The 24187-nt window shown below is 63.7% G+C and carries 19 protein-coding genes and 1 tRNA gene; 7 read left to right on the top strand and 13 right to left on the bottom strand.

What is annotated here, in order from left to right:
* Window positions 1–31 precede the first annotated feature (31 nt).
* From AC6JA3_RS17715 to AC6JA3_RS17700, 4 genes are read left to right on the top strand one after another with little or no spacing between them, the layout of a single operon-like run.
* Complete coding sequence (locus AC6JA3_RS17715) at window positions 32–973, top strand: ABC transporter permease (protein ID WP_497920649.1); 942 nt, start codon at window positions 32–34, stop codon at window positions 971–973.
* Window positions 970–1827 (top strand): ABC transporter permease, encoded by an 858-nt coding sequence (locus AC6JA3_RS17710; RefSeq protein ID WP_026547670.1) that lies wholly within the window; start codon window positions 970–972, stop codon window positions 1825–1827. Before AC6JA3_RS17715 ends, AC6JA3_RS17710 begins: the two co-directional genes overlap by 4 nt.
* Complete coding sequence (locus AC6JA3_RS17705) at window positions 1824–3446, top strand: dipeptide ABC transporter ATP-binding protein (protein ID WP_497920418.1); 1623 nt, start codon at window positions 1824–1826, stop codon at window positions 3444–3446. Before AC6JA3_RS17710 ends, AC6JA3_RS17705 begins: the two co-directional genes overlap by 4 nt.
* A 41-nt stretch (window positions 3447–3487) precedes the next feature.
* Window positions 3488–4906 (top strand): NAD(P)/FAD-dependent oxidoreductase, encoded by a 1419-nt coding sequence (locus tag AC6JA3_RS17700; RefSeq protein WP_347781871.1) that lies wholly within the window; start codon window positions 3488–3490, stop codon window positions 4904–4906.
* A gap of 241 nt (window positions 4907–5147) precedes the next feature.
* Here AC6JA3_RS17700 and AC6JA3_RS17695 read toward each other — a convergent pair whose 3' ends face one another.
* The 5 genes from AC6JA3_RS17695 to AC6JA3_RS17675 form a co-directional block, all read right to left on the bottom strand.
* Window positions 5148–5786: a hypothetical protein gene (locus tag AC6JA3_RS17695; RefSeq protein WP_347781870.1), complete on the bottom strand. Its 639-nt coding sequence runs from the start codon at window positions 5784–5786 to the stop codon at window positions 5148–5150.
* Between the two features lie 144 nt (window positions 5787–5930).
* A complete protein-coding gene (locus AC6JA3_RS17690; protein ID WP_347781869.1) occupies window positions 5931–6626 on the bottom strand; it encodes a TetR/AcrR family transcriptional regulator in 696 nt (231 codons plus the stop codon).
* Window positions 6623–8659, bottom strand: a complete 2037-nt coding sequence (locus AC6JA3_RS17685) for a YhgE/Pip family protein (RefSeq protein WP_347781868.1) — start codon at window positions 8657–8659, stop codon at window positions 6623–6625. The genes AC6JA3_RS17690 and AC6JA3_RS17685 overlap by 4 nt, the downstream gene beginning before the upstream one ends.
* Entirely contained in the window at window positions 8656–9531 is an 876-nt protein-coding gene (locus AC6JA3_RS17680) for a P-loop NTPase family protein (protein WP_026542214.1), read from the bottom strand. Before AC6JA3_RS17680 ends, AC6JA3_RS17685 begins: the two co-directional genes overlap by 4 nt.
* A 71-nt stretch (window positions 9532–9602) precedes the next feature.
* Complete coding sequence (locus AC6JA3_RS17675) at window positions 9603–11060, bottom strand: dihydrolipoyl dehydrogenase family protein (RefSeq protein WP_347781867.1); 1458 nt, start codon at window positions 11058–11060, stop codon at window positions 9603–9605.
* A 372-nt stretch (window positions 11061–11432) separates the two neighbouring features.
* On the opposite strand from AC6JA3_RS17675, the gene AC6JA3_RS17670 reads away from it, so the two are divergent.
* Complete coding sequence (locus tag AC6JA3_RS17670) at window positions 11433–12272, top strand: sulfurtransferase (protein WP_347781866.1); 840 nt, start codon at window positions 11433–11435, stop codon at window positions 12270–12272.
* Window positions 12273–12370: 98 nt separating this feature from the next.
* On the opposite strand, the gene AC6JA3_RS17665 is transcribed toward AC6JA3_RS17670, so the two are convergent.
* The 7 genes from AC6JA3_RS17665 to AC6JA3_RS17635 form a co-directional block, all read right to left on the bottom strand.
* Window positions 12371–13057: an N-acetylmannosamine-6-phosphate 2-epimerase gene (locus AC6JA3_RS17665; protein WP_497920417.1), complete on the bottom strand. Its 687-nt coding sequence runs from the start codon at window positions 13055–13057 to the stop codon at window positions 12371–12373.
* A complete protein-coding gene (locus AC6JA3_RS17660) occupies window positions 13054–14076 on the bottom strand; it encodes an ROK family protein (protein WP_497920415.1) in 1023 nt (340 codons plus the stop codon). Before AC6JA3_RS17660 ends, AC6JA3_RS17665 begins: the two co-directional genes overlap by 4 nt.
* A gap of 6 nt (window positions 14077–14082) precedes the next feature.
* Complete coding sequence (locus tag AC6JA3_RS17655) at window positions 14083–15000, bottom strand: dihydrodipicolinate synthase family protein (RefSeq protein WP_497920414.1); 918 nt, start codon at window positions 14998–15000, stop codon at window positions 14083–14085.
* Window positions 15001–15037: 37 nt separating this feature from the next.
* Complete coding sequence (locus tag AC6JA3_RS17650; protein WP_026542208.1) at window positions 15038–15853, bottom strand: ABC transporter ATP-binding protein; 816 nt, start codon at window positions 15851–15853, stop codon at window positions 15038–15040.
* Window positions 15850–17970, bottom strand: a complete 2121-nt coding sequence (locus AC6JA3_RS17645; RefSeq protein WP_497920413.1) for a dipeptide/oligopeptide/nickel ABC transporter permease/ATP-binding protein — start codon at window positions 17968–17970, stop codon at window positions 15850–15852. The genes AC6JA3_RS17650 and AC6JA3_RS17645 overlap by 4 nt, the downstream gene beginning before the upstream one ends.
* A gap of 3 nt (window positions 17971–17973) precedes the next feature.
* Window positions 17974–18930, bottom strand: coding sequence for an ABC transporter permease (locus tag AC6JA3_RS17640; protein ID WP_024819607.1), 957 nt, complete (start codon window positions 18928–18930; stop codon window positions 17974–17976).
* A gap of 102 nt (window positions 18931–19032) precedes the next feature.
* Window positions 19033–20655: an ABC transporter substrate-binding protein gene (locus tag AC6JA3_RS17635; RefSeq protein WP_026542205.1), complete on the bottom strand. Its 1623-nt coding sequence runs from the start codon at window positions 20653–20655 to the stop codon at window positions 19033–19035.
* A gap of 338 nt (window positions 20656–20993) precedes the next feature.
* Here AC6JA3_RS17635 and AC6JA3_RS17630 point away from each other — a divergent pair, with 338 nt between their 5' ends.
* Window positions 20994–21722, top strand: a complete 729-nt coding sequence (locus AC6JA3_RS17630) for a FadR/GntR family transcriptional regulator (protein WP_026547684.1) — start codon at window positions 20994–20996, stop codon at window positions 21720–21722.
* A gap of 219 nt (window positions 21723–21941) precedes the next feature.
* Here AC6JA3_RS17630 and AC6JA3_RS17625 read toward each other — a convergent pair.
* Window positions 21942–22015, bottom strand: a tRNA-Arg gene (locus tag AC6JA3_RS17625).
* 284 nt (window positions 22016–22299) lie between these two features.
* Between AC6JA3_RS17625 and AC6JA3_RS17620 the strand changes: the two genes are divergently transcribed.
* Window positions 22300–24126: a phosphoenolpyruvate carboxykinase (GTP) gene (locus AC6JA3_RS17620; RefSeq protein ID WP_026542203.1), complete on the top strand. Its 1827-nt coding sequence runs from the start codon at window positions 22300–22302 to the stop codon at window positions 24124–24126.
* The last annotated feature ends 61 nt before the right edge of the window (window positions 24127–24187 follow it).

Raw genomic sequence — 24187 nt, 5'->3', positions numbered from 1 at the left:
ACGGGCCAAAGCCGGCACCGCACGCCCGGCCATGTATATCGTGAAAAAGTTGTTGGCCCTGGTGCTGACACTGTTTGTTGCCTCCCTGGCCGTGTTCTTCTCACGCTTCCTCGTTCCGGGAGATCCGGCCCGCTTCCTGCTGAGGGGACGCAGCCCCAAGCCCGAAGCACTCGAAGAAATCACCCGCCAATTCGGCTTGGATAAACCGGCCTGGGAACAGTACCTTAATTGGCTCGGCGGCATACTCCACGGCGACTGGGGCCGCTCCCTGACCTACCGCCAGGATGTTTCCGACGTCCTGCTGGGCCGGCTGCCCACCACGCTGCAACTCGTGGCATTGGCCGCGGTGTTCATCACCATACTCGGGTTGTTCGCGGGCATCGTGGCCAGCCTGAACAGGGGCTTCGGTGACCGCTTCATCCTCATCACCCTCACCGCGGCCGGGGCAGTGCCTCCGTTCGTGGCAGCCATCGCCTTGGTTGCGCTCTTCTCCGTAGGCCTGGGCTGGTTCCCCTCCTTCGGAAGCGGCGACGGCGGAGCGGACCGGATCTGGCACCTGACCCTCCCGGCGCTCGCCTTGGGCATCACCTACATCGCCATGGTGGCCAGGGTGACGCGCTCCTCCATGAACGAACAACTGCTCCGTGAGCATGTGGAAGTGGCAACCAGCCGTGGGCTGACCCGCGGATCCGTGGTGGCACGCCATGTGTTGCGCAACGCCCTGGGACCCATCCTGACAGTGAGCGGCGTGCTCGTGGCCGGGCTCCTGGTCTCCAGCGCCATCATCGAGCGGACCTTCGGCCTCTCCGGCATCGGACAACTCCTGGTGCAGTCCATCGACCGCCTGGACTTCGCCGTCGTCCAGGCAATCGTCATGGTGGTGGTTGCCGCATTTGTCGTAGTGAACACCGTGGTGGACCTCATCCAACCCCTCATTGATCCGCGGATCGCGGCCGGAACGGAGTCCCGATGACGTTGGCCATCCAGCTGCCACAGGCAGGCCTGCGCCGCTATGGCAGCCTCCTCTCACCCATGGCGTGGGGCGCGCTGGCTGTTGCCGCCGCCGTCGTACTTCTATCCTTGTTCGCCCCGGCCCTGGCGCCGTACGACCCTGACTATGTGGACCTCAACAACGTCCTTGCCGGTCCCAGCGGACAGCATCTGCTGGGGACCGACGCGCTGGGGCGTGACCTTTTGAGCCGGATCATGCATGGCGGACGGACCTCGCTGCTTGGACCCACCATCGTGGTGATCGGATCAACGGTCCTGGGGCTGCTCCTGGGCTTGGTGGCCGGTTGGTCCGAAGGCTGGCTGGGCAAGGTCCTGGGCCGCCTGTTCGACCTCCTCTTCGCATTCCCGGCGCTGCTCATGGCCATGCTTGCCATCGCATTGTTCGGCAAGGGACTCTTTGCACCCATCCTGGCCATGACCATCGCCTATGTTCCCTACGTTGCCAGGCTCGCGCAGTCCCTGGTGGTCGCCGAGCGTAGCCGGCCGTATGTCCAGGCCTACCGGGTACTCGGATTCCGGACGCCCTGGGTGGTGCTGGGACGCGTTCTGCCCAACCTGGTTCCCACTGTCGGCGCACAATCAACACTGAACTTCGGCTACGTGCTGGCCGACCTCGCGGCGCTGTCCTTCATCGGACTCGGGGTCCAGCCGCCCACCAGCGACTGGGGCGCCATGATCGAGGAATCCCGCGGCGCACTGCTGGGCGGATATCTCCTGCCCGCATTCTGGCCCGCACTGGTAGTGGTCCTGGTGGTAGTGGCCGTCAACGTCATCGGCGAGGAACTCTCGGACCGCATCGGAGGAAAACTTTCATGAGCCAGCTGCTGCAGATTCAGAACTTTACGCTCGGCTTTCCCGGCAGGCCGCCGCTGCTGGACAGCGTTTCCCTGCACGTGGACGACGGCGAAGCGGTCGCCCTGGTGGGGGAGTCCGGCTCAGGTAAGTCCCTGACAACGCGTGCCGCGCTCGGGTTGCTGCCCGGCGGCTCGGAGTCCTCGGGCAGCGTCTCCGTCCAGGGCCTGAACACCCTGACAGCCACCAGGCAACGGCTCATGGAGCTGCGCCGCAGGCATGCTTCGATGATCTTCCAGGACCCCCGGGCGGGCATCAACCCGGTCCGGACCGTGGGGGACTTCCTGACCGAAACCCTGGTGCGCTTCGACGGGCTGACCCGGGCAGAGGCCACCGAACGTGCCGTCAAACAATTGGAACAGGTGGGGCTTCGGCGGGCCAAGGAGCTCATGGGCCAGTACCCGCATCAGCTCTCCGGCGGCATGCTCCAGCGCGTCATGATTGCCGCGGCCCTCCTGAACTCACCGGATCTCTTGCTGTGCGACGAGCCCACCACCGCCCTGGATGTCACAACGCAAGCAGGGATCGTGAAGCTATTGCGTGAAGAACAACAGTCCAGGGGGATGGGGATGCTCTTCATTACCCACGACCTCAACCTTGCGGCCAGCCTGTGTGAGCGGGTCTACGTGCTCCGGCGCGGGGAAGTGGTGGAGCACGGGCCAACCAGGACAGTCTTCCTGACACCGCAGCAGGACTACACGCGGCAGTTGGTGGAGGCGACTCCTGTCATTGAGGTGGGCGTCGGTTCTGTCCCGGCTGTGTCTCCAGGACCTGAGTCGTCGGGGTCTTCCCTGCTGGAGGTCTCCGGGCTGTCCAAGAGCTATGAACTGCCCAGGGGAGAGGTCATTGCAGCATTGGAGGACGTCAGCTTCAGCTTGCCCGAAGGCGGTTCCCTGGGCATCGTGGGCGAGTCCGGCTCCGGGAAGTCCACGCTCGCCAGGCTGGTGGTGGCCCTCGAAACTGCCACAGCAGGTGAACTCACCCTTCGCGGTATCCCCCGGCCGCGCCGGCCTTTGAAGGCATCCGAGCGGAAGGTGCTGGCCAAGGAAGTCCAGATTGTGTTCCAGGACCCCTACCTGTCACTGGACCCCCGGATCGCTGTAGGCCACGCTGTGGCCGATGTCTTCCGGCTTCACCAAAAGCAAGGGCGCAAGGAGGCCAGGGACAGTGCACGCGACCTTCTGGCACGCGTGGGCATCGGTGCTGAGCGGTTCGATGCCGGGCCCCGCGCCCTGTCAGGCGGCCAGCGGCAGCGTGTTGCCCTGGCAAAGGCGCTGGCAGCCCGTCCGCGCCTCCTGGTGCTGGACGAAGCCACCAGCGCTTTGGACGTCTCCGTCCAGGCCCAAGTGCTCGAACTCGTGGAGGAGCTGCGCGAACAACTCGGGTTGACCCTCCTCTTCGTCACGCACGACCTCGCTGTGGTGTCCCGGCTCTGCGCCGGGCTCATCGTGATGCACCAGGGCCGGATCGTGGAGCAAGGTCCCACAGGCCGGATCCTTGAGGACCCCGGAGATGAGTACACGCGGAACCTCATCGCCTCCCGTCCCCGGCCCTTGTGGGACGCCGAGCCGGTCATTGCCTGACCGGCACGCAGATATCGCTGATTGAAACAGGAGAACCTCCCGTGAAGACCACCGTTTTCGAACGGAACGTCCCGCAGGCCGCCGTCGTATCCCATGCGCTGGAAGGTGCCGCCCACCGGCCCTTCTGGATCGACGACCTGAAGGACTCAGCAACGCACTACCCCCGGCTCGACGGCGATGCTGCCGCCGACCTCGTCATTATCGGCGGCGGCTACACCGGCCTGTGGACGGCACTTCGTGCCAAGGAACGGGACCCCGGCAGGACTGTGATCCTGCTGGAAGCAGAGCACGTGGCCTGGGCGGCGTCGGGCCGCAACGGCGGCTTCTGCGAGGCCAGCCTCACGCACGGCCATGAGAACGGCAAGAACCGCTGGCCCGATGAGCTGGAGATTTTGGACCGGCTGGGCATGGAGAACCTGGACCGCATGGAGGAAGCCGTTCAGAAGTACGGCATGGAATGTGATTGGGAGCGGACCGGGGAGCTCAACGTCGCCGTCGAACCGCACCAGGTGGCTTGGCTCCAGGAGGACGACAGCCCCGGCAGCGTCTACCTGGACCAGGAGGCCGTCCGGGGCGAGGTCAATTCCCCCACGTATTTGGCGGGCCGCTGGCACAAGGACTCCGTGGCCATGGTCCATCCGTACAAACTCGGCCTTGAACTGGCGCGGGTGGCAACGGAGCTGGGAGTAGTGATCCACGAGGGCACCCGCGTCCGTGAACTCAAGGACCACGAAGACGGTGTCACGGTGGTGACGGAACGGGGAAACGTCGAAGCCGGGCATGTGGTCCTTGGCACCAACGTTTTTCCCTCCCTGCTCAAGCGGAACCAACTCATGACCGTGCCGGTGTACGACTACGCGCTCATGACCGAACCCCTGTCCGCGGAGCAGTTGGAGTCCATTGGCTGGACCAAGCGCCAAGGAATTGGGGACATGGCCAACCAGTTCCATTACTACCGCATCACCAAGGACCACAGGATCCTCTTTGGCGGGTACGACGCCCTCTACTTCCGGGGCCGCCGCGTGGACCAGCGGCACGAGTACCAACCGGCGACGTGGGAGCGGATCGCCTCACACTTCTTCACCACGTTCCCGCAATTGGAGGGTGTGAAATTTACGCACAAGTGGGCCGGTCCCATCGATTCCAGCACGCAGTTCTGCGCCTTCTTCGGCACCGCGCGGAAGGGACGGGTGGCTTATGCGGCGGGCTTCACGGGACTCGGGGTGGGCGCCACAGCGTTCGCCGCTGACGTTCTGCTGGACCTGCTGGCCGGGCTGGATACTGAGCGTACCCGTGTGGAGATGGTCCGGAAACGGCCGCTCCCGTTCCCTCCCGAGCCGCTGGCTTCATTGGGCATCAACCTCACCCGATGGTCCATGGACAGGGCCGACCACAACCAGGGAAAGCGGAACCTCATCCTCAAAGCGCTCGACGCCGTGGGGCTGGGTTTCGACTCCTGACCTCGCCGCCGCGTGGTTGCGTTGTGTGGCCCGCTTTGCGGGGTTTGGTGGCGGCGATGGGTGTGGAGCGGGCCTCGCAACGTGGGGGTGGTTGCGTTGTGGGGCCCGCTTTGCGGGGTTTGGTGGCGGGGATGGGTGTGGAGCGGGCCTCGCAACGTGGGGGTGGTTGCGTTGTGGGGCCTGCTTTGCGGGGTTTGGTGGCGGGGATGGGTGTTGAGCGGGCCTCGCAACGTGGGGGTGGTTAGCGCTTGGGAGCTGGCTTGCGTTGGGAGGGAGCGCTCGACGCCGGTCGCTTGCCTGGTGCTGTTGGCGTACGGGGCGCTGGGCGCTTCACGGCAGGGTTCTTCGTTGCAGTCGAAGCCTTAGCTGGAGTGGTAGTACGCGGAAGGGGTCCGGCCGGGCGCTTGGTGGGGGTACCCGCGCGAGGCACGGGTTTGCGCACCGAAGCCGAACGCTTTGCCGGAGCCGGTGTTCGCTTGCCCGGCGCGGGGGCACGGGATCCAAAGGACGGCACCACCGCTCCGAGGAACAGCACCGCCAGGGTCCCCAGCCCGGCTGCGGCGGCAAGGTAGAAGTAGATGTCCGAATCCTTGGTGCCCACGGCACTGCCCAAAGCGTTGGCATCCTGGTTGAAGGCAATTCCCCACATCCGCAGGAAAGCGATGCTGCAACCGATGAACAGGCTGGTCCCCGCCGCGGCCAGCAGGACCACCAAGTAACGACGGCGGCTGAAGACCTGGACGAGCGATGCCAGATAGCAGACCAGCATGGAGCCCAAAAACAGGTACAACACCAGTTCTTCAAGGACTGCGGCTGCCAGGACCAACAGCCCGAGGGATACAAAGGCGGCCACTACCGCAAGCTTTCCGCTGTTCCCCATGTGACGCATGAGGTTAATCATCGCCGACCCAGTCGCCGCGCCACGCCGTCGTACATTGCAGTTGGATACCGTTGTGAGGCCCGCTCTGCGCCCTAAACACCAGTGAGAGTGCGCAGAACGGGCCCCACAACGGGGCGGCCAAGGCTATTTGATGACGTAACCGTGCATGATGGTCATCACGGCCGCCACGCTCTGCTCGCGGGTCCGTTCCGGGTTGTATGTCTGGCGATCCAGTCCCACCACAAAGATGGCCCCGAAAATTGCCGCCTCCAGCGAACCGCGGGCAATGGACTCGTTCACCTTGTATCCGGATGCCACGCTCTCCACCGCGGAACCGATCACGGCAAGCAGTTCGGCACGGAGTTCGGCAAAGACAGCACTCCATTCCCCGGGAGTGCGCCAGTTCTCGCTCACCCAGAGTCGTGCGAAGGAAGGGTAGTCGTCCATGAATTCCATGGCCTGGGCCACCATGTTGTTCATGGACTCCAGGGGATCGTTGGCCTTGCCGCGAACGTCCTGGAGCCGGACCAGCATGATGTCCACACCATGGCGCAGCAACTGGGCGATCAGGTCCGATTTGCTGCCGAAGTTGTAATAGACAGTCCCTTTGGACACACCGGCAGCGGCTGCGATCTCGTCCACCGTCACCCCGGCGGCTCCGCGCTCGCCGATCAGTTCCATGGAGGCTTCGAACAGGCGCTGCTTGGTGGCGTTGGTGCGGCCGGGCCGGAGCTTCTTCTCTCCCGCGGCGGCGGCGCCCGGCTCGGCAGGTACGGCCGCGGCGGCGGCGCCTGCCTCGGCGGCGCCCGGCTCGGCAGTGCCCGGCTCGGTGGTGCTCATACTGCGATCTCCGGCTTCAGCGTCTTGAGGGTCCACACCTTGTGCTTGCGGACGGCGAGCGTGGACAACGCCATTCCCAGCAAAGTGTATCCAAGCAGGCCAAGGACAGTAGGCCAGATCATGCTGAGCTCACCACCGTAGATGAGGTGGCGCATGCCGGTGACCACGTAGCCCATGGGCAGGACTTCGTGCACCACGTGCAGCGGCATAGGTGTGGTCTGCCACGGGAACGTACCGCCCGAGGACACCAGCTGCAGGACCAGCAGAATCAGCACCACGAACTTGCCGGGTGTTCCCATGAGCGCCACGATGCCTTGGATGATCGCGCTGAAGGCCATCACGGCGGCCAGCATGAACAGCCACATTCCGATGGGGTGGGCGGGGTTCAACCCCAGTCCCAGGTTCACCACGAGGGTGAGGATGGTGGCCTGCAGTACCGAGACCACGAAGAACGGCAGCCAGCCTCCGACGGCGATTTTCCACGCGGGGGCGTTCGACGCCAAGGCCCGCTGGGTGATGGGGCGCATGGCCTGGACCAGCATGAACACGCCGATCCACAAGGCCAGGGTCAGGAAGAACGGTGCCAGGCCTGCGCCGTAGGAGCCCGCTTTGGCCTGCGAGACGTTGTCCACGGCTACAGGATCAGCGATCACCTTGGACACGCTGCTCTTCTGGTCATCGTTCGGATTGGGGATATCTCCGGCACCCTTGGCAAGTTCCGTGGCCAGGGTGTGCGAACCGTCTGCTGCCGTCACTGCACCCGTGGCGAGCTGGCCTGCGCCGTCGTCCAGTTGGCGGGCACCGTCGTCGAGCTTGGCTGCGCCGTCCAAAGCGGACTGCTGTCCGGCCGTGAGCGTTGCTGCGCCGGTGCTGAGCTGGCCCGCACCCGCAGCGGCCTTCGAGATGGCATCGGTGAGTGTTGGCGTGGCAGCGGCGAGCTTGGAGGCACCGGCACTCACGGCGGCCGAGCCGTCGGAGAGTTGCTGGATCTTGGCGGCGTCACCCGAAATCTTCGCCTTGGCGTCTGTGACCGGACTCGATGCTGCGGCGGCATCGAAATCGGCCAGGACCTTGTTGGCCTGCTCCTGCGTCAGAACGCCGGCGGCGACCAGCCGGGCGTTGGACTCAACAACCCTGGTGCGCAGGCCCTTGTCCGCCGCTTCCAACTGCCCGACGACGTCCTGGACTTTCGCGTTCAGCTCCGCGTTTCCGGCAGCTACCTGGGCGGCACCGTCGGCAAGCTTTTTGGAGTCGGCAGGCAGGGTTGCCGTTTTGTTTTTCAGTTCGGTGAGGCCTGAGCTGAGTTGGCCTGCACCGTTGTTGAGCTGAACGGCACCATCGCGCAATTGGGTCTGTCCGGCCACGAGTTGATCGGCGCCGGTCACCAGTTGGGTGGTTCCGCCATGGAGGGTAGCTGCGCCGTCACTGAGTTTTCCCACGCCCGTGGCCAGCTCGGAGGCTCCGTCGGCTGCCTTCACGATGGACGCGTGGATGGTGCCGAATCCGGTGAGGAGCTGATTGGCTGTTTCCTCGCCCACTTCCTTGGCCACGGTGGAATGCACTGCGGTGGTGAGCTTGTCCACGATGGTGCTCAGGAGGTAGTTGTTGGCATCGTTTGTGGTGACGTGGAGCATGGCCTGGTTGGCAGCGTCGAAGCTGCCGGGGGAGGCCAGATTGGCGGAGAAGTCCTTGGGGATCCGCAGGGCGAAAGCGTACTCACCTGTCCGGACACCGGCATCTGCGTCCTCGGCGCTGGAGACTTGCTTCCAGTTGAAGACGTGGCCCTCAACCAGGCTGTCTGCCACTTTCCTACCGGCCTGAAGCTCCGTGCCGTCAGAGGACGTGGCCCCCGTATCTTCGACCACCAGGGCAGCGTCGATCTGGTTCAGGTTGCCGTATGGATCCCAGTTCGCGTAGAGGTACACGGCTCCGTAGAGCAGCGGAACCATGGTCAGGGCGAGGATGGTCAGCTTGGGCAGGAGCCCGCCGGTCATGCGCTTGAGTTCGGAGCGGGCGAGCCGCAGAACAGTCACTTTACAGTCCTTTGAAGGGTTTCGTTTTCAGGGTCGGCGGCTGATTGGTGCGCCGTAGGTGTTGTAGATGTTGCGGGCGTTTCCGGCTTGTCGAGTGCCGTTGCGGCAGCGTGCTTTGCTTTGGGCTCGACGGCGGTGGCTGGCTTGGGCTCGGCTGGTCCGAAGGCGGTGGCTGGCTCGGGCTCGGCTGGTCCGACGGCGGTGGCTGGCTCGACGGCGGTGCTCTCCGCCTCCGGTTCGGGCGGATGCGTCACTGAGTTGCCGATGACCGCAGCGGCTCCGGTCCAGTTGTCCGGGAGGGCACCGACGACGGCGACGACGGCAAGCGGCCGCCCGGCGTCGGACGCCAAGGCCTGAAGCCGGGGCAGCCAGGCAGCGGGGTCTGCGCTGTGGCGGTCGGGAGAGTCCACCACGAGGAGGTCGGTGGCGGGATCTGCCAGGGCCAATGCCGTCAGGAGTTCCAGGCGCCGGGCGGCGGGAATTTGTTCAATCCAGAGCCCGGCGATGTCTTCAAAGCTGTTGACCTTCAGCCAGGGCTTGCTCAGCAGGGCGCCGCGGTAACGGCGGGGAATGAGGGACAAATCCTCGGTAACGAGGTCGCGGACGCTGAGATGCTGCTCGGGCTCGTTGACGCCCGGGGAATCCACCAAAGCGCTGGCCAGGCGGATCTTCTTGGTCTTGGTGGTGGTGTCCCAGCTGAGGATGCCGTTGCTTGGCTTCATGCGGCCGCTCAAAGCCAACGCCAAAGCGGTCCGCTGGTCTTGGCCCTCTCCGGCGACGAGCAGGAGTTCGCCCCGGCGGACTTGAAGTGACGTTGCCGGAAGGAGATCGCCCCGGCGGCCGTTGATCTGGAGTTGCTGTACGGACAGCACAATGAAGCCTTTCGCAGAAATAGTGTCTGCAGAAAGTCTAACTAAACTGACCAGTCAGTTCAAATAGAGATTTAGAGTCCGTACTTTTCCAGAAGTCGCAGCCACACTTCGCTGATGGTGGGATACGACGGAACAGCATGCCACAGGCGGTCCAGCGGCACTTCGCCCACAATGGCTATGGTGGCCGAGTGGAGCAGTTCGGCGACACCCGGGCCCACAAAAGTGGCTCCAAGGATCACCTTCCGATCCTCATCCACCACGATCTGCGCCCAGCCCTTGTAGTCCGGTGAATACAGTTGGGAGCCGGAGACGTTGATGGGAAGTTCCACTCCGGTGACATTCCTGCCCTGCAGGAGCGCCTGCTCAAGGCTTGGGCCCACTGCGGCAACTTCGGGATCGGTGAACACGACGCTTGGGACAGCATGGTCATTGGCGGTGTGGGCCCATGGGCTCCACGGTTCGGGTGATCCTTTGAGCTTGCCATTGGCCCGGGCGACGATTGCGTCGCCGGTGGCCCGGGCCTCGTATTTACCTTGGTGGGTCAGGAGTACCTTGCCGGCCGCGTCTCCGGCGGCATACAGCCAGAGCCCACTGGTGCCATCGCTTGCAGGACCTTCCACGAGCCCGCTTGGATCGGTGGTGAGGCGGAGCGGTTTGCCGTCCCGGGCTTCGACGCCCACGTTGTCCAGTCCCAGATTGGACAGGGCCGGGTGCCGCCCGGAAGCGACCAGAAGTCTGTCGGCTGTGACCTTTTTGCCGTCGAACGTCACAGTCACTGAGCCGTCGTCGTTCTTCTCTGTTTTCTCCACATCGGTGTGGACGTGGACTGTCACCCCATCGGCGCGGAGCCCGGCCATGACCAGGTCGGCGGCCTCTTCCGGGTAGCTGCTCAGCAAGCGGCCGCGGGCAATCAGTGTGACGTCCGAGCCGAGGCGGGCGAAAGCCTGGGCCATCTCCACACCGGCCACGCCACCGCCGAGGACTGTGAATCGCCGGGGAACTTCCTTGGCTGCCGTGGCGCCGCGGGTGGTCCAGAAGGGAACATCCTTCAAGCCCTCAATGTCCGGGATGGTGGGGATCGACCCCGTCGCGATGACCACGGCATGGTGGGCCTTGAGCGCGTAGTTGGTGCCATCGATCCCATCCACCTGAACCTCACGTGGGCCTGTGATGCGGCCGCGTCCACGGATCAACTCGATGCCGGCGCTGTCCAGCCATTCGACCTGGCTGCCGTCCTGCCAGTTATTGGTGAACCAGTCCCGGTTTTTCAGCACGGCCTGGGGGTCCACCACTCCGGTCACAGCCTCGGAGGCGCCGGGCACCACCTGCGCTGCGTGGAGGACATTCCCTGGTCGGAGCAATGCCTTGGAGGGTATGCAGGCCCAATACGAGCACTCGCCGCCTACCAGTTCGCTCTCAACAATCACCGCCTTCAAGCCGCCCCGGACCACCCGGTCCGCCACGTTTTCCCCTACGGCGCCCGCGCCGATCACAATTACGTCGAATTCCCGGGAGCTCTCGGCAGTCATGGGGAAAGCCTACAGCCGCTCCCTGCCGGTTGAGAGGCCTGGTGTGCAGGGTTTGCGGGCGTTGGAGGGTGCAGAGCGGGCCTCGCAAGACGCACCCTTGTCTTGAGAGGCCTGGTGTGCAGGGTTTGCGTGCGTTGGAGGGTGCAGAGCGGGCCTGGCAAGACGCACCCTTGTCTTGGGAGGCCGGTGTGCAGGGTTCGCGTGGGTTGGAGGGCGCAGAGCGGGCCTGGCAAGTGTGGGTGGTGTGTTGAGAGGCCCGGTGTGCAGGGTTTGCGTACGTTGGAGGGTGCAGAGTGGGCCTCGCAACTCGCCTCTGTCCATATATTGGGATACATATCTCAAAATATGGATTTCCTGCCTAGGCTGCTGTGCATGGAAGAAGAACTGAAGCCTTTCGTAGACTGGAGCTGGTGCGCGGCCAACCCTGGGACGTTTGTTCTCGCAGATTCCCGGTGGTACCTCGATGGATCTTCAGGGAAGGACGCCTACGAGAGCGGCCATCTTCCCGGGGCCGTTTTCATCGACTTGGATCAGTGGTTGTCCGGCCCTGCGTCTCCTGGGGCCGGGAGAAACCCGTTGCCTGATCCCGAGGTCTTTGCCCAAGGCATGCGGGATGCGGGCATCAGCGATGCTGACACGGTGGTTGTCTATGACGACGCCGGGGGAGTCATTGCCGCCAGGCTCGTCTGGATGCTCCGGTCCACGGGGCACAAAGCCGCCATCCTTAACGGGGGCATAGCCGCTTATCCGGGCGGCCTCAGCACGGAATCCTCGTCCCGACCGAAGGGAAACTTCTCATCCCGCGCGTGGCCGGCGCACCTGCTGGCGGACATCTCCGAGGCTTCTTCCACCGCGTACCTGAGATTGGATGCGAGAAACACCGACCGCTTTGAAGGGCGTCAGGATCCTGTGGACCCTCGTCCGGGGCACATACCCGGCGCCGTGAATGTCCCTTGCCGTGGAAACCTTGACCCCTCGGGACAGCTGCTTCCCGAGCTTCAGATTCGCGCCAACTTTGAACGCGCCGGCGTCGAGTCCGCGCAGAACATCATCTCCTACTGCGGTTCCGGAGTGACGGCCTGCCACAACCTGCTGGTGATGGAACAGCTTGGAATGGGCCAGGGCAAGCTGTTCGTCGGCGGATGGTCCCAGTACTCGCGCGCGCAGGAGAGGCCCGTGGCGACCACGATCCAGCCTGACGCCCCGTTGTGAGGCCTGCTTTGCGGGCTTCGCATGCCTTTTAGGGCGCAGAGCGGGCCCCGCAACGCGAGGGGCAACGCGAGGGGCAACGCGAGGGGCAACGCGAGGGGTTAAGCCTGCATCGCACCCTTGAACCAGCCCGTGATGCTCGCCGGGTGGGTGATCGCTGTACCAACCACCACCGCGAACGCTCCGGCGTCCAGGGCTTGCCGTGCGTGGGCAGGGGTGTGGATCCGGCCCTCAGCGATGAGCGGCTTGTCCAACCCAGCAGAAGCAATCTGCTCCAACAGCTCCACATCCGGGCCGTCCGTCTTGGGGCGCTCGCCGGTGTAGCCGGACAACGTGGTGCCGATCAAGTCAGCCCCGGCCTCGACGGCTGCCACGGCATCGTCAAACGAGCCACAATCTGCCATGACCAGCGCGTGTGATTCTGCGTGGATACCCGCCACGGTATCGGATAGGGACAGCCCATCCGGCCGGGGACGCCGGGTTCCATCAATCGCAACAACATGGGCCCCGGCGTTCGCAACGGCAAAGGCATGCCGAAGCGTCGGGGTGATGAAAACGCCGTCGTGACCGTCTTTCCAAAGGCCAATAACAGGGACCTCGACGGCGGTGCGCGTGAACTGTACGTCGGCCAACCCTTGGACGCGGATCGCCGCCGCGCCGCCGATGACCGCTGATGCCGCCACTTGCGCCGTGGTCCGGGGATCGCGCATGGGCTCTCCGGGGTACGCCTGGCAAGAGACGATCAGCTGGGAACGGAGGGCTTCGAGGCCTTCGGGCGTGAGGATCATGATGTTTCCCTTATTTCAAGGACGAGTTTCGCGGCGCCAACAATGGCAGCGGTGTTGCCAAGGGTTGCCCGGATGACGGGCACCGCAGCCAGGGGTGCAAGTAGTTCCAAACGCAGGGCAGACTCCATGGGCTTCCACCAGGGGTCGCCGGCATCGGCCAAACCACCGGAGACCACCACGGTTTCGGGATCAAGGATGTTGATAAGTCCGCCCACGGCCTGTCCTGCCGCTGCTGCGCCAACCTCGATGGCACGCAAAGCGGCGGCCCGGCTGTCCGCGGACGCTGCGGCAGCACCGTCGTCGTGCGTGTCTGAGGCCGAAGCCGCCAGTGAAAACACGCCCCGCGTGTCGGCTGCGTCCAGGGACGAACCGCCAAAGCGAAGGTAGGCCTGATACAAGGCAGGGCCGGAAGCAATGGCCTCGACGTGCCCGGAAGCACCGCAGACGCACGGCAAGGGAGCACCGTCAGCGCAGGCGTAAGGGGAAGCGAAATGTCCAACATGCCCGCCCACAAACCGGTGCCCCAAAACGGGAGCGCCGTCCACCACAAAGCTGCCGCCTACGCCCGTACCGAACGCCACCATGAGCGAGCTGGAGGAACCAGCGGCCGCGCCCAGCCAGGCTTCACCCAGGGCGTGCGCATGGACATCGTTGACGGCCCGCACCGCGGCGCCCGGCAGGGCAAGCCGGGAACACAGCCCGGAGACAAGTGCAGTCCCGGCCCAGCCATGAATCGCGTCGGTCGCTGACACAACAACCCCGGAAGAAGCGTCAATAACCCCCGCGGAGCCGACGCCGACGCCGGAAACCGAAATTCCGGCGTCGGCAGCGCGCTCCGCCAAGCCCGTGATCAGCGCAGCGGTGGCGTCGAGGATGGCTTCGCCACCGGCCCCGTTCAACGTCGGAATGGTCTCCGAGATGAGCACGTCGCCGGAAGGGGAGACAACCCCGGCGGCTGTCTTGGTGCCACCGAGGTCAACGCCGATCACGTGGGCGGCTTGGGTCAGGGGAGCGGTCATTGAAACCTAGACCAGCCCGTTCCGCTCCAGGATTTCGCGAATCGCGGCGGTCTCAGCATCATTCAAAGACAGCATCGGCGAGCTCATGGTGTTGGACTCGATGACGCCCATCACCTGCAAAGCGGTCTTGAACGCGCCCAAGCCTGCAGCACCTCCGGAGACACGGCCGTTGGGGGTGTAAACGATCTCGAAGACATCGGCCAAGCGGTCCTGTTCCCTTGCAGCAAGAGTCCAGTCACCGGCCTGGGCGGCGTCGAACAGCCGACGGTAACCGGCCGGATCAACGTTGCCAAGGCCTGGAACAACGCCCTGCGCGCCGCCCAGGAGGGCGCCGTCCACTACTACTTCGTGGCCTGTGAAGATGTAGAAGTTGGGGATGTCTTTCGCCGCGAGCAGGAGCTGGCGGAAGGAGACGTCGTCCCCGGAGGAGTCCTTGACGCCGGCAATGACTCCATCGCGGCCGAGGCGGACCAAGAGGTCGGTGGGCAGCTTGAAGTGTGTGCGGACCGGGACGTCGTAAGCGAAGATCGGCTTGTCGATGGCGGCGTGGATGCCGCGGAAGTGGGTCTCGGTTTCCGCGGCATTGCCGATCGCGTAGTACATGGACGTGACAACGATCGCGTCGGCGCCGAGGTCCACTACCTTCCGCGCTTCTTCGATCACGCGGTGTGTGGTTTGCTCGTTGGCCCCCACGATCAGGGGGACGGCTCCTGCGTTGGCATCGGCGATGGTGGAGACCACCAGCTCACGCTCGTCGTTGGTCAGGTAGGGCACTTCGCCGGAGGAGCCGAGGACGAAAAGTCCGGACACACCGCCGTCGATCAGGTGTTTGGTGACGTTCTTCAGCGACGCGGTGTCGATGCTGCCGTCGGCGTGGCGGGGGGTGATGACCGGGGGGATGACGCCCTGGAACTGAGTGGACACAGAATTCTCCGTTGTTTGTAGCTTGTGAAGGGAAAAACTAGATGTGGAGCAGGCTCGGCGCGGCGCCCAGCAGCTTCTTGGTGTAGTCGTTGCTCGGGTTGTCGAAGACTTGGCTGGCTGTGCCTTGCTCCACGATCTTGCCGAAGTACATGACGCAGATGCGGTCCGAGACATAGCGGACGGTCTGGATGTCATGGGAAATGAAAACCATGCCCAGGTTCAGCTGCTTCTTCAGGTCGGACAGCAGGTTCAGGACCTGCGCGCGGACCGAGACGTCCAGGGCCGACGTCGGCTCGTCCGCCACGATGATGTCCGGGTCCAACGCGAGTGCGCGGGCGATCGCCACACGCTGGCGTTGACCACCAGAGACCTGCGACGGCGTCACCTCGGCTGCCGATTCCGGCAAGCCAACCAGCGCCAACAGTTCCTTGACCTTGGCAGCGCGGGAGGCGGCGTTGCCGATGCCGTGGATCTGCAGGGGATCGGTGAGGATGTCCTGGATGGTCATACGCGGGTTCAATGCTGTTGCCGGGTCCTGGAACACCACCGAAACCGAGCGTCCGAATTCCTTGCGCATTGCCGCGTTCCGCTTGATGGCTGGCTTTCCGTGGAACAAGACCTCGCCCGACGTCGGCGGCTGGAGTCCCACAAGCACTGAAGCGAGCGTGGACTTGCCGCAGCCGGACTCACCCACGATGCCCACGGTTTCGCCACGGCTGATGGTGAAGTCCACGCCGTCCACGGCTTTGACGATGTTCGGACGGAACAGCCCACCGGTCCGTGCGCGGTGGTAGACCTTGACGTCCTTGAGTTCGATGACCGGCTTAGGGTCTTGCTGGATTGAGAGGCTCATTTCGCGTCCTCCTTCAAGTGGCTTGCCCAGTAGTGGTCGGCATCGCCGCCGTTGACGGTGTCAACCGAAGAAACCTTGGTGAGGACCAGTGGCTGGTGGGGATCGGCGTCGGGCCTCAGCGAGCGGGCCGCGAAGCGGTCGCCCGTGGCGAAGTCCCGGGGCGAGGGAACCGTGCCGGGGATCTGATGGAGCCGGACGGCGTCGGCCTCGATGGAGAGCACAGCGCCGAGCAAGCCGCGGGTGTACTCATGCTTGGGGTTCTGCAGGAGCTCGGATGCCTGTGCGGATTCCACTACCTGGCCGGCGTACATCACGGTGATCCGGTGGGCGAGGGAAGCCACCAGGGCGAGGTCGTGGCTGACGAATACCATGGCGAATCCGAGCTGCTCCCGGAGTTCGTTGAGGAGGTCCACCACCTGCTTCTGGACTGTGACGTCCAACGCAGTGGTGGGCTCATCGGCCACCACAATCCTGGGCGAGCGGGAGAGGGCCATGGCGATCAACACACGTTGGCGCTGCCCACCGGAGAGCTCGTGCGGGTAGCTGGCGAGGGTCCGGACGGGATCCAGTTTCACCATCTCCAGCAGCTCTGCCGGAGTCTTGCGGCCGCCACGCTTGGTGAGTTGCTCCATCTGGTCCTTGATCTTCATGGACGGGTTCAGGGAGCTCAACGCATCCTGGTAGACCATGGCAATCTGCTCGCCGCGGAGGCCCTCATAGGCCTTGGGACTGCTGTGCTTGGTGCTGGAGTCCAGGAGTTCCTTGCCATCGAACGTGATGGATCCGGTGACCTGGGCTGTCTTGGGCAGCAGGCCCATGACAGCCAGAGAGGTGATCGACTTGCCACAACCTGACTCGCCCACCAGACCCATGGTTTCGCCTTCGCGGACTGTAAAGGAGACGTTGTCCACGATCGCAATTTCGCCGAAACGGCCCGGGAAGCGAATGGACAGGTTCTTCACCTCAAGGACGTTGCGGGCGCCAGGGGAAACCTGCGGGAGCCTGTCGGTGCGTTTGGCTTCGATGGCGGCCAACAGTTCCAGTTCACGGTCCAGGAGGAGGTGCGGGTTGGCGGCGGCCACCTTCACGTCGGTGAGGACGGCTGAGGTGCCTGCATCCGAGGTGACGGTGTCGCCGGAAGCGGCACGGACGCCGTCGAGCTCGTGTTCCTCCACTACGGAGGGCTGGGCCACGGAGGTTGCCACTTCGGCGTCGACAGCAACGGCGGCTGACGCGCCGTCGTCGTCCTTCACCGCCGGGGCGCGGCGCAGCTTCGGGTTGACCATGGCGTCGGTGAGGCCCTCGGCCAGGATATTCAGTGACAGCACGGTCAACAGGATGGTCAGGCCCGCGAAGGTGGTTGCCCACCAGCCACCGGAAAGGACCAAGTTGCGGCCGTAGGAAATCACGTTGCCCCATGACGGCGCGGGGTCCTGCACTCCGGCACCCAGGAAGGAGAGTGAGGCTTCGAGGATGATGGCGTCGGCAACCATCACGGTAGCGAACACCAGCACCGGAGCGGCGGTGTTGCGGACGATGTGCTTGACCAGGATGTAGAAACGGCCTGCACCGATCACGCGCTCGGCGCGGACGTAGTCTTCGCCGTACTGTGCCAGCACGTTGGCGCGGACCACGCGGGCCAGCTGGGGTGTGTAGATGATGGCAATCGCGATGATGATGGTGGGCACCGAGTTGCCGAACGCCGCCAGCAGCACGGCAGCCAGCGCGATGCCGGGGAATGCCATGAGGATGTCCATGAGCCGCATGATGATTTCGTTCACGGACTTGCTGGACGTTGCGGCGAAGGAGCCAAGGAGCGCGCCGGCCAGGATGGCCAAAGCCACGGCGCCGAGGCCGATCATCAACGACGACTGTGCGCCGAAAAGGAGGCGGGAGAAGATATCCCGGCCCAAACGGTCGGTGCCGAAGAAGTGTTCAGCGCCCGGCGGTGTGGCCGGGATGAAGGTCTCCAAGGGATCGTGCGGGGCAATGACCGGGGCGAAAATGGCCGCCAGGACAATCACGATGAGGAAGAGCAGGGCGATACGGGAACCCCAGGGCAGGGCTTTGAAGCGAATGCCCGGGGCACTCAGCCGTTCTGCGAGCTTGCTGCGCATGAGCTATACCGTCCTGATTCGGGGGTTGATGAGCAGGTAGAGAAGGTCCACCACGATGTTCACCAGAACGAAGGTGACCGAGATGGTGAGCACCACGCCCTGGACCAGGTTGACGTCCAGGTTGGTGATGCCGTTGAGGATCAGCTGGCCCATGCCAGGGAGGGCGAAAATCATTTCAATCACGACGGCGCCGCCCAGCAGGTAGCCCACGCGCAGTCCCAGTACGGTCACCGGGGTGACGAGTGCGTTGCGGAGGACGTTCTTGGAGACAACCTCGCGGTAGGGGACACCGTTGCCGATGGCGGTGCGGACGTAGTCGCGGTCCAGTTCTTCCACCATGGAGGTACGGACCACACGGATCAGCGACGCCGAGACAGGGATGCCGAGCGCAAGCGCCGGGAGGGCCATGGAGTTGAGCCAACCGCCGAAGCCGGATTCCGGCGTCGCAATTCCGCCTGAGGGGAACATCGGGTTCTCACCGAGCGCGAACCACTGGATGAGCAGGATGCCCAGCCAGAACGATGGCGTGGCGATCGCGGCGATGGAGAAGACACGGACCAACTGGTCCTGCCACTTGTCGCGGTAGAGGGCGCCGAGGATGCCGAACGCGAGCGAGAGCACGATCGCGATCAGGACACCCAGGAACGTGAGCTGCAGCGTCAGGGGGAAGGCCGAGCCGATCATGGAGGCCACCGACTTTGCCGGCGGGGTGGTAACGCCGAGGTCGAACTGCAGGAGCTTTCCGAGGAAGCGGAAGTACTGCAGGACCAGGGGATCGTTCAGGCCATTGTCCTGGCGGTACTGTTGCTTCGCTTCTTCGCTGGCGCCGTCGCCGAGGGCGGAGCTTGCCTGATCGCCGGGAGCGGCCTGCAGGACGAGGAAGACGAGCAACGTAATGCCCAGGATCATCAATGGCAGTGCTGCGAGTCTGCGGCCAAGCAAACGCAATATCGTGACCAATTTGTTCTCCGGTTGGTTGGGGTGCTGCTGGTTGCGGGGCCCGCTCTGCGGGTTATTCGGGGGATTTACGCCGCAGAGCGGGCCCCGCAACTCGAAGGGTGCTTAGGCGGTTCGTCCGACGTCGACGAAGGACAAGCCGGTGGTGGGCAGCGGCTTGAAGCCGTTGAGCTTCTTCTCGTCCCAGGCGCTGGGCAGCTGGCGGTGGAAGATCGGGTACAGGGGGACTTCGTCCGAGACCATGTCCACGATTTCGCCAACGATCTTCTTCGCCTCTTCGCCCGAAGCCTGGGAGCCCTTGTTCATGAGTTCCTGCAGCTTGGCGCGTTCGGGGGTTGTCCAGAAGGCACGCTTGTCCATCCAGGTTGCACCTGAGTAGAACCAGCTCAGGAGGAGGTCTGCATCATTGCCAAACACGGACGGATCGCCGGGGGCTGCGACAACCGAGTAATCGCCCTTGCCAACACGGTCGCTGTACAAGGCTCCGGACTGAAGGCTCTTGACGGTGACCTTGACGCCCGGGATCTTGTTCCAGGATTCGAGGATCAGGGGTGCAACGTCCTTGACCCAGGCGGTGTCCGTGGTGAGGAGCTCGAACTCGAGGCTGGTAACGCCGGCCTGCTTCAGCAGTTCCTCAGCCTTGGAGGTATCGAAGCCGTAAACGTTCTTGGCCTTGACGTAGTCCGGGTGGCCTTCCTGGAAGTAGGAAGTAGCGGCTTTTGCGTTGCCGAACAGTGCTTTCTTGATGATGGCTTCCTTGTCCAGGCCGTAGTGCAGGGCCTGGCGGACAAGCTTGTTGTCGAACGGTGCCTTTGCACAGTTGAACATGAGGAACAACAGGCCGAAGGACTGGACCGATTCCACCTTGACCTTGGACTTCAGCCCGTCGACATCCAGATAGGGAACGTCTTCGATTGCCTGGACCCGGCCGGACTGTACAGCGGTGACGCGGGCTGCTGCATCTGAAAGCAGCAGCCAGGTCATGCCCTTGGCCAGTGCGGGCTTGGGGCCGTTGTAGTCGGCGAAAGCTTCGAAGACGATCTTGTCGTCCTTGACGGCGGAGACCAGTTTGTAGGGACCGGAGCCGATGGGTGAAGCGTCAAAGGCCTTCAGGTCCGTAGCGAGTGCCTTGGGCACAATCTTCACCACGGAGATGCGGGGGCCGAAACCGGGGAAGGCGTACTTCAGGGTGAACTCCACCGTCTTTGCATCCAGTGGCTTGACGTCCTGGATGAAGGGGATGAACTGGGAGAACAAGGACTTGTTGGCCGGATCCATCACGCGGGTGAAGGAGAACGCGACATCCTCGGTGGTGACGGGGGAGCCGTCATGGAACTTGGCCCCATCGCGAATGGTTACCTGGTAAGTGGTGTCGTTGACCTTCTTGGGATCCGTGGCAGCCAAGGCGTTGTAGGGCTGGCGTGTGGCCGGGTGGAGCTCAATCAGGCCTTCGAAGATGTGCAGGTTTGCTGCCATCGGGGTGGCACCCGAGGAACTCAGGGGATCGAAACCGGTGGACAAGGCGTAGGAGATGCCGGCCTCAATGGTGAGGTCCTTGTTGACTGCGGCAGTGTTGGCAGCGGTTCCGGTTGTGGTGCTGGCAGCGCCGCCGCACGCAGAGAGTGTTGCCGTGAAGGCGGCTGCTGCACCAACTGCGCCGCTTATCTTCAGGAAGTTCCGGCGGCTGGCGTCGTTGACCAGCGGCAGGCTTTGGATCGTCTTGCTCATAGGGTGCCTCACCAATCGCGTTTCGTGGGTTATCGGATGTAGGACGTCCGATGCTCGTATGGAAACTGTAAGGGCGGTCACAAGGGAACGTCAAGTGAGAAGGAGCGTTTGAGGTGCCGTCGCGCGCTGACGGTGTGCCGGCTGCGGCCGGTCCTGGCGGGAAATCCCAGCGATTTCACCGTACATAGCTATGCCGGAGGTGGGACATCCGATATTGTATGTTGCGAGTCACTCATTCTTGGGTGGGCACTAGGCTCGCCTCAATATTAACACCGCACATGCATAAGGACCGGTCTCCGCCGGGTTATCGAAGCAGGTGCATCGGCAAGGAGAAAGCCATGACAACTTCCGGTGTGGTTCCGCAGGCGCGGTTCAGTGCACAGGCCCGGCTGCGCGCCCTGCAGTCGGACATTATGGAATTGATCCTTGAGCGCGAGCTCGAGGCAGGCGATCCATTGCCAACCGAAAGCGAGCTTTCCGGCGCGCTGGGAGTGGGGCGCAATACCCTGCGAGAGTCGCTCAAAGTACTCCAGGCCTTGGGCGTCATCGAAATCCGGCACGGCTTTGGCATGTTCGTTGCACCGAGCAACTTCGACGCCCTTGCCGATGGCCTGACATTCCGCGGCCGGCTGTCGTTGCGGCACCAGGGCTTGGAGGCCCTGCAGTTGGTGGATGTCCGCCAGGCGTTGGAGTCCGGCCTGATTGGATCCTCCATTGACGTCATGACCAAGGAGCAGCTCGCTTCCATCGAAGAAGCCGTGAAGCAGATGGAAGAGCTCGCCGCTGCCGGCGAAAACTTTGTTGCTGCGGACGCCGAGTTCCATCGCCGGCTCTTCGAACCCCTTAACAACGAACTCCTGATCAACCTCATGGGCGTCTTCTGGAAGGTCTACCGGAAGATCCACGTGGAAATCGGCCCGGGCAACGAGGACTTGGTGAAGACTGCCGCGATGCATCGGGGAATTTATGCCGCCGTAGCCTCGGGGGACAAGGTCCTGGCCTCCGAGCTGCTCAACCGCCACTTCGATGGGATCCGCCGCCGGATCAGCGAGGCCGTCGCCGACTAAGCGTTCGGCACTTAACGCAAGGGCCGCCGTCGTACTTCTTGAAAAGTACGACGGCGGCCCTTTCCGTTCTGAGCGCGGGTCACCTGCCGCCGCGCCCACCCAACCAAGTAACAGCACATGTCGTTATGAGCGCTCAATAGAGCATCTGCTGTTACGTAATTGGGCTCGCCGGGCATGAAAAAAGACCCGCACCGGCGAACCGGTGCGGGTCTTCATTTGTGCGCCCAAAGGGATTCGAACCCCTGACCTTCTGTTCCGTAGACAGACGCTCTATCCAGCTGAGCTATGGGCGCATTTCGTGTGATTCTCGGCGGTCTGTTTCTCTGACCCCCTCGAACCTCAATAAACTTTACAGAAGTTCATGAGAAGTTCCAAATCGAAAAGCTGTAATCTGCGCAACTAGACCGGTCTACGTGACCTTAGTCACTTAAATTCACTCGTCTGGGATGCCAACCCCTTATTTCTAGCGGTTTTTGCTTTTGAAGGCTTTGGATGTCCGATGTCTGACAGCGGATTGGTCTGGTCCGCGGCCCCTATCGTTTAGGACACACCACTGAACCCGAGGAAGGGAACCGCAATGGGCGATCTGGCGCGACTGCCGCTGCTTGAGAAGGCACCTACTACGCATGCACGCCTGCTGGCCTGGGTTGAGGAAGTTGCCGAGCTGACTCAGCCGGACCGCATCCACTGGGTCGATGGCAGCGAAGCAGAAAACAAGAAACTCACGGACGAGCTGGTTGAGGCCGGCACACTGAAGAGGCTCAACCCGGAAACGTTCCCGAACTCCTTCGCGGCGTTCTCGGACCCGGCCGACGTCGCCCGTGTGGAAGAGCAGACCTTCATCTGCTCCGAGAACGAACGCGACGCAGGCTTCACCAACAACTGGATGGCCCCGGCCGAGATGAAGCAGAAGCTGCGCGGCCTGTTCGCCGGCTCCATGCGTGGGCGCACCATGTACGTCATTCCGTTCGTCATGGGCCACCTTGATGCAGAAGATCCCAAGTTTGGCGTCGAGATCACCGACTCCGCCTACGTTGTCGCCTCCATGCGCATCATGGCCCGCATTGGAACCGACGTCCTGGACCGCATCACCCAGACCGACGCTTTCTTTGTCCCCGCCCTCCACTCGCTGGGCGCACCCCTGGAAGCCGGCCAGGCTGATGTCGCGTGGCCCTGCAACACGGACAAATGGATTGTGCACTTCCCCGAAGAGCGCTCCATCTGGTCCTTCGGCTCCGGCTACGGCGGAAACGCCCTCCTGGGCAAGAAGTGCTACGCACTGCGCATCGCTTCGGTCATGGCCCGCGATGAAGGTTGGCTGGCCGAGCACATGCTCATCCTCAAGCTGACCTCCCCGGAGCAGAAGACGTACTACGTTTCTGCAGCCTTCCCCTCCGCCTGCGGCAAGACCAACCTCGCGCTGCTCGACCCCACCATCAAGGGCTGGAAAGTTGAGACCCTTGGCGATGACATCACCTGGATGCGCTTCGGCAAGGAAGGCGAACTCCGCGCCGTCAACCCCGAGGCAGGCCTGTTCGGCGTTGCGCCGGGCACCGGCTGGGGCACCAACCCCAACGCCATGCGCGCTATTGCCAAGGGCAACAGCATCTTCACCAACGTGGCGCTGACCGACGACGGTGGCGTGTGGTGGGAAGGCATGACGGAGGAAACTCCGGCACACCTGACCGACTGGCGTGGTGAGTCCTGGACTCCGGACTCCGACTCCCCGGCGGCCCACCCGAACTCCCGTTTCTGCACGCCGATCGACCAGATCGACATGCTGGCAGAGGAATACTTCAGCCCGGAAGGCGTGGAGCTCTCCGCGATCCTGTTCGGCGGCCGACGCAAGACCACCATCCCGCTGGTCACCGAAGCCCGCGACTGGTCAAACGGCATCTTCATGGGTTCCACCCTGTCCTCCGAAACCACCGCTGCTGCCGCTGGTGCCGTAGGCGTGGTCCGCCGCGATCCCATGGCCATGCTGCCGTTCATCGGCTACGACGCAGGGGACTACCTGAACCACTGGGTAAACCTGTCCGCGAAGGCAAACCCCGAGCGCCTGCCCAAGATCTTCCTGGTCAACTGGTTCCGCCGCACGGCTGAAGGCGGCTTCGCCTGGCCTGGCTTCGGGGACAACGCCCGTGTGCTCAAGTGGGCCATCGAGCGCCTTGAAGGCAAGGCCGACGCCATTGAGACCCCGATCGGCTTTGTTCCGACCGGCGAATCAATCGACCTCGAGGGCCTGGACATGACACCGGCTGAGGTTGAGTCGGCTGTGCGTGTGGACCCGGAGGAATGGGCAACCGAGCTGGCGTCCATCGAGGAATGGTTCGCCAACTTTGGCGAGTCCCTCCCGGCGGCGCTTCAGTCCGAACTGGACGGTCTCAAGACCCGTCTGGGCTAGACCTCTTAGGAACAACGGCGTTCTTAAGTGAACGACGACGGCCCGTCACCTTCCGTTGGAA

This window comes from Arthrobacter sp. TmtSoilC79 (genome assembly GCF_059739405.1).
This window is presented reverse-complemented; position numbering and strand designations above follow the sequence as displayed.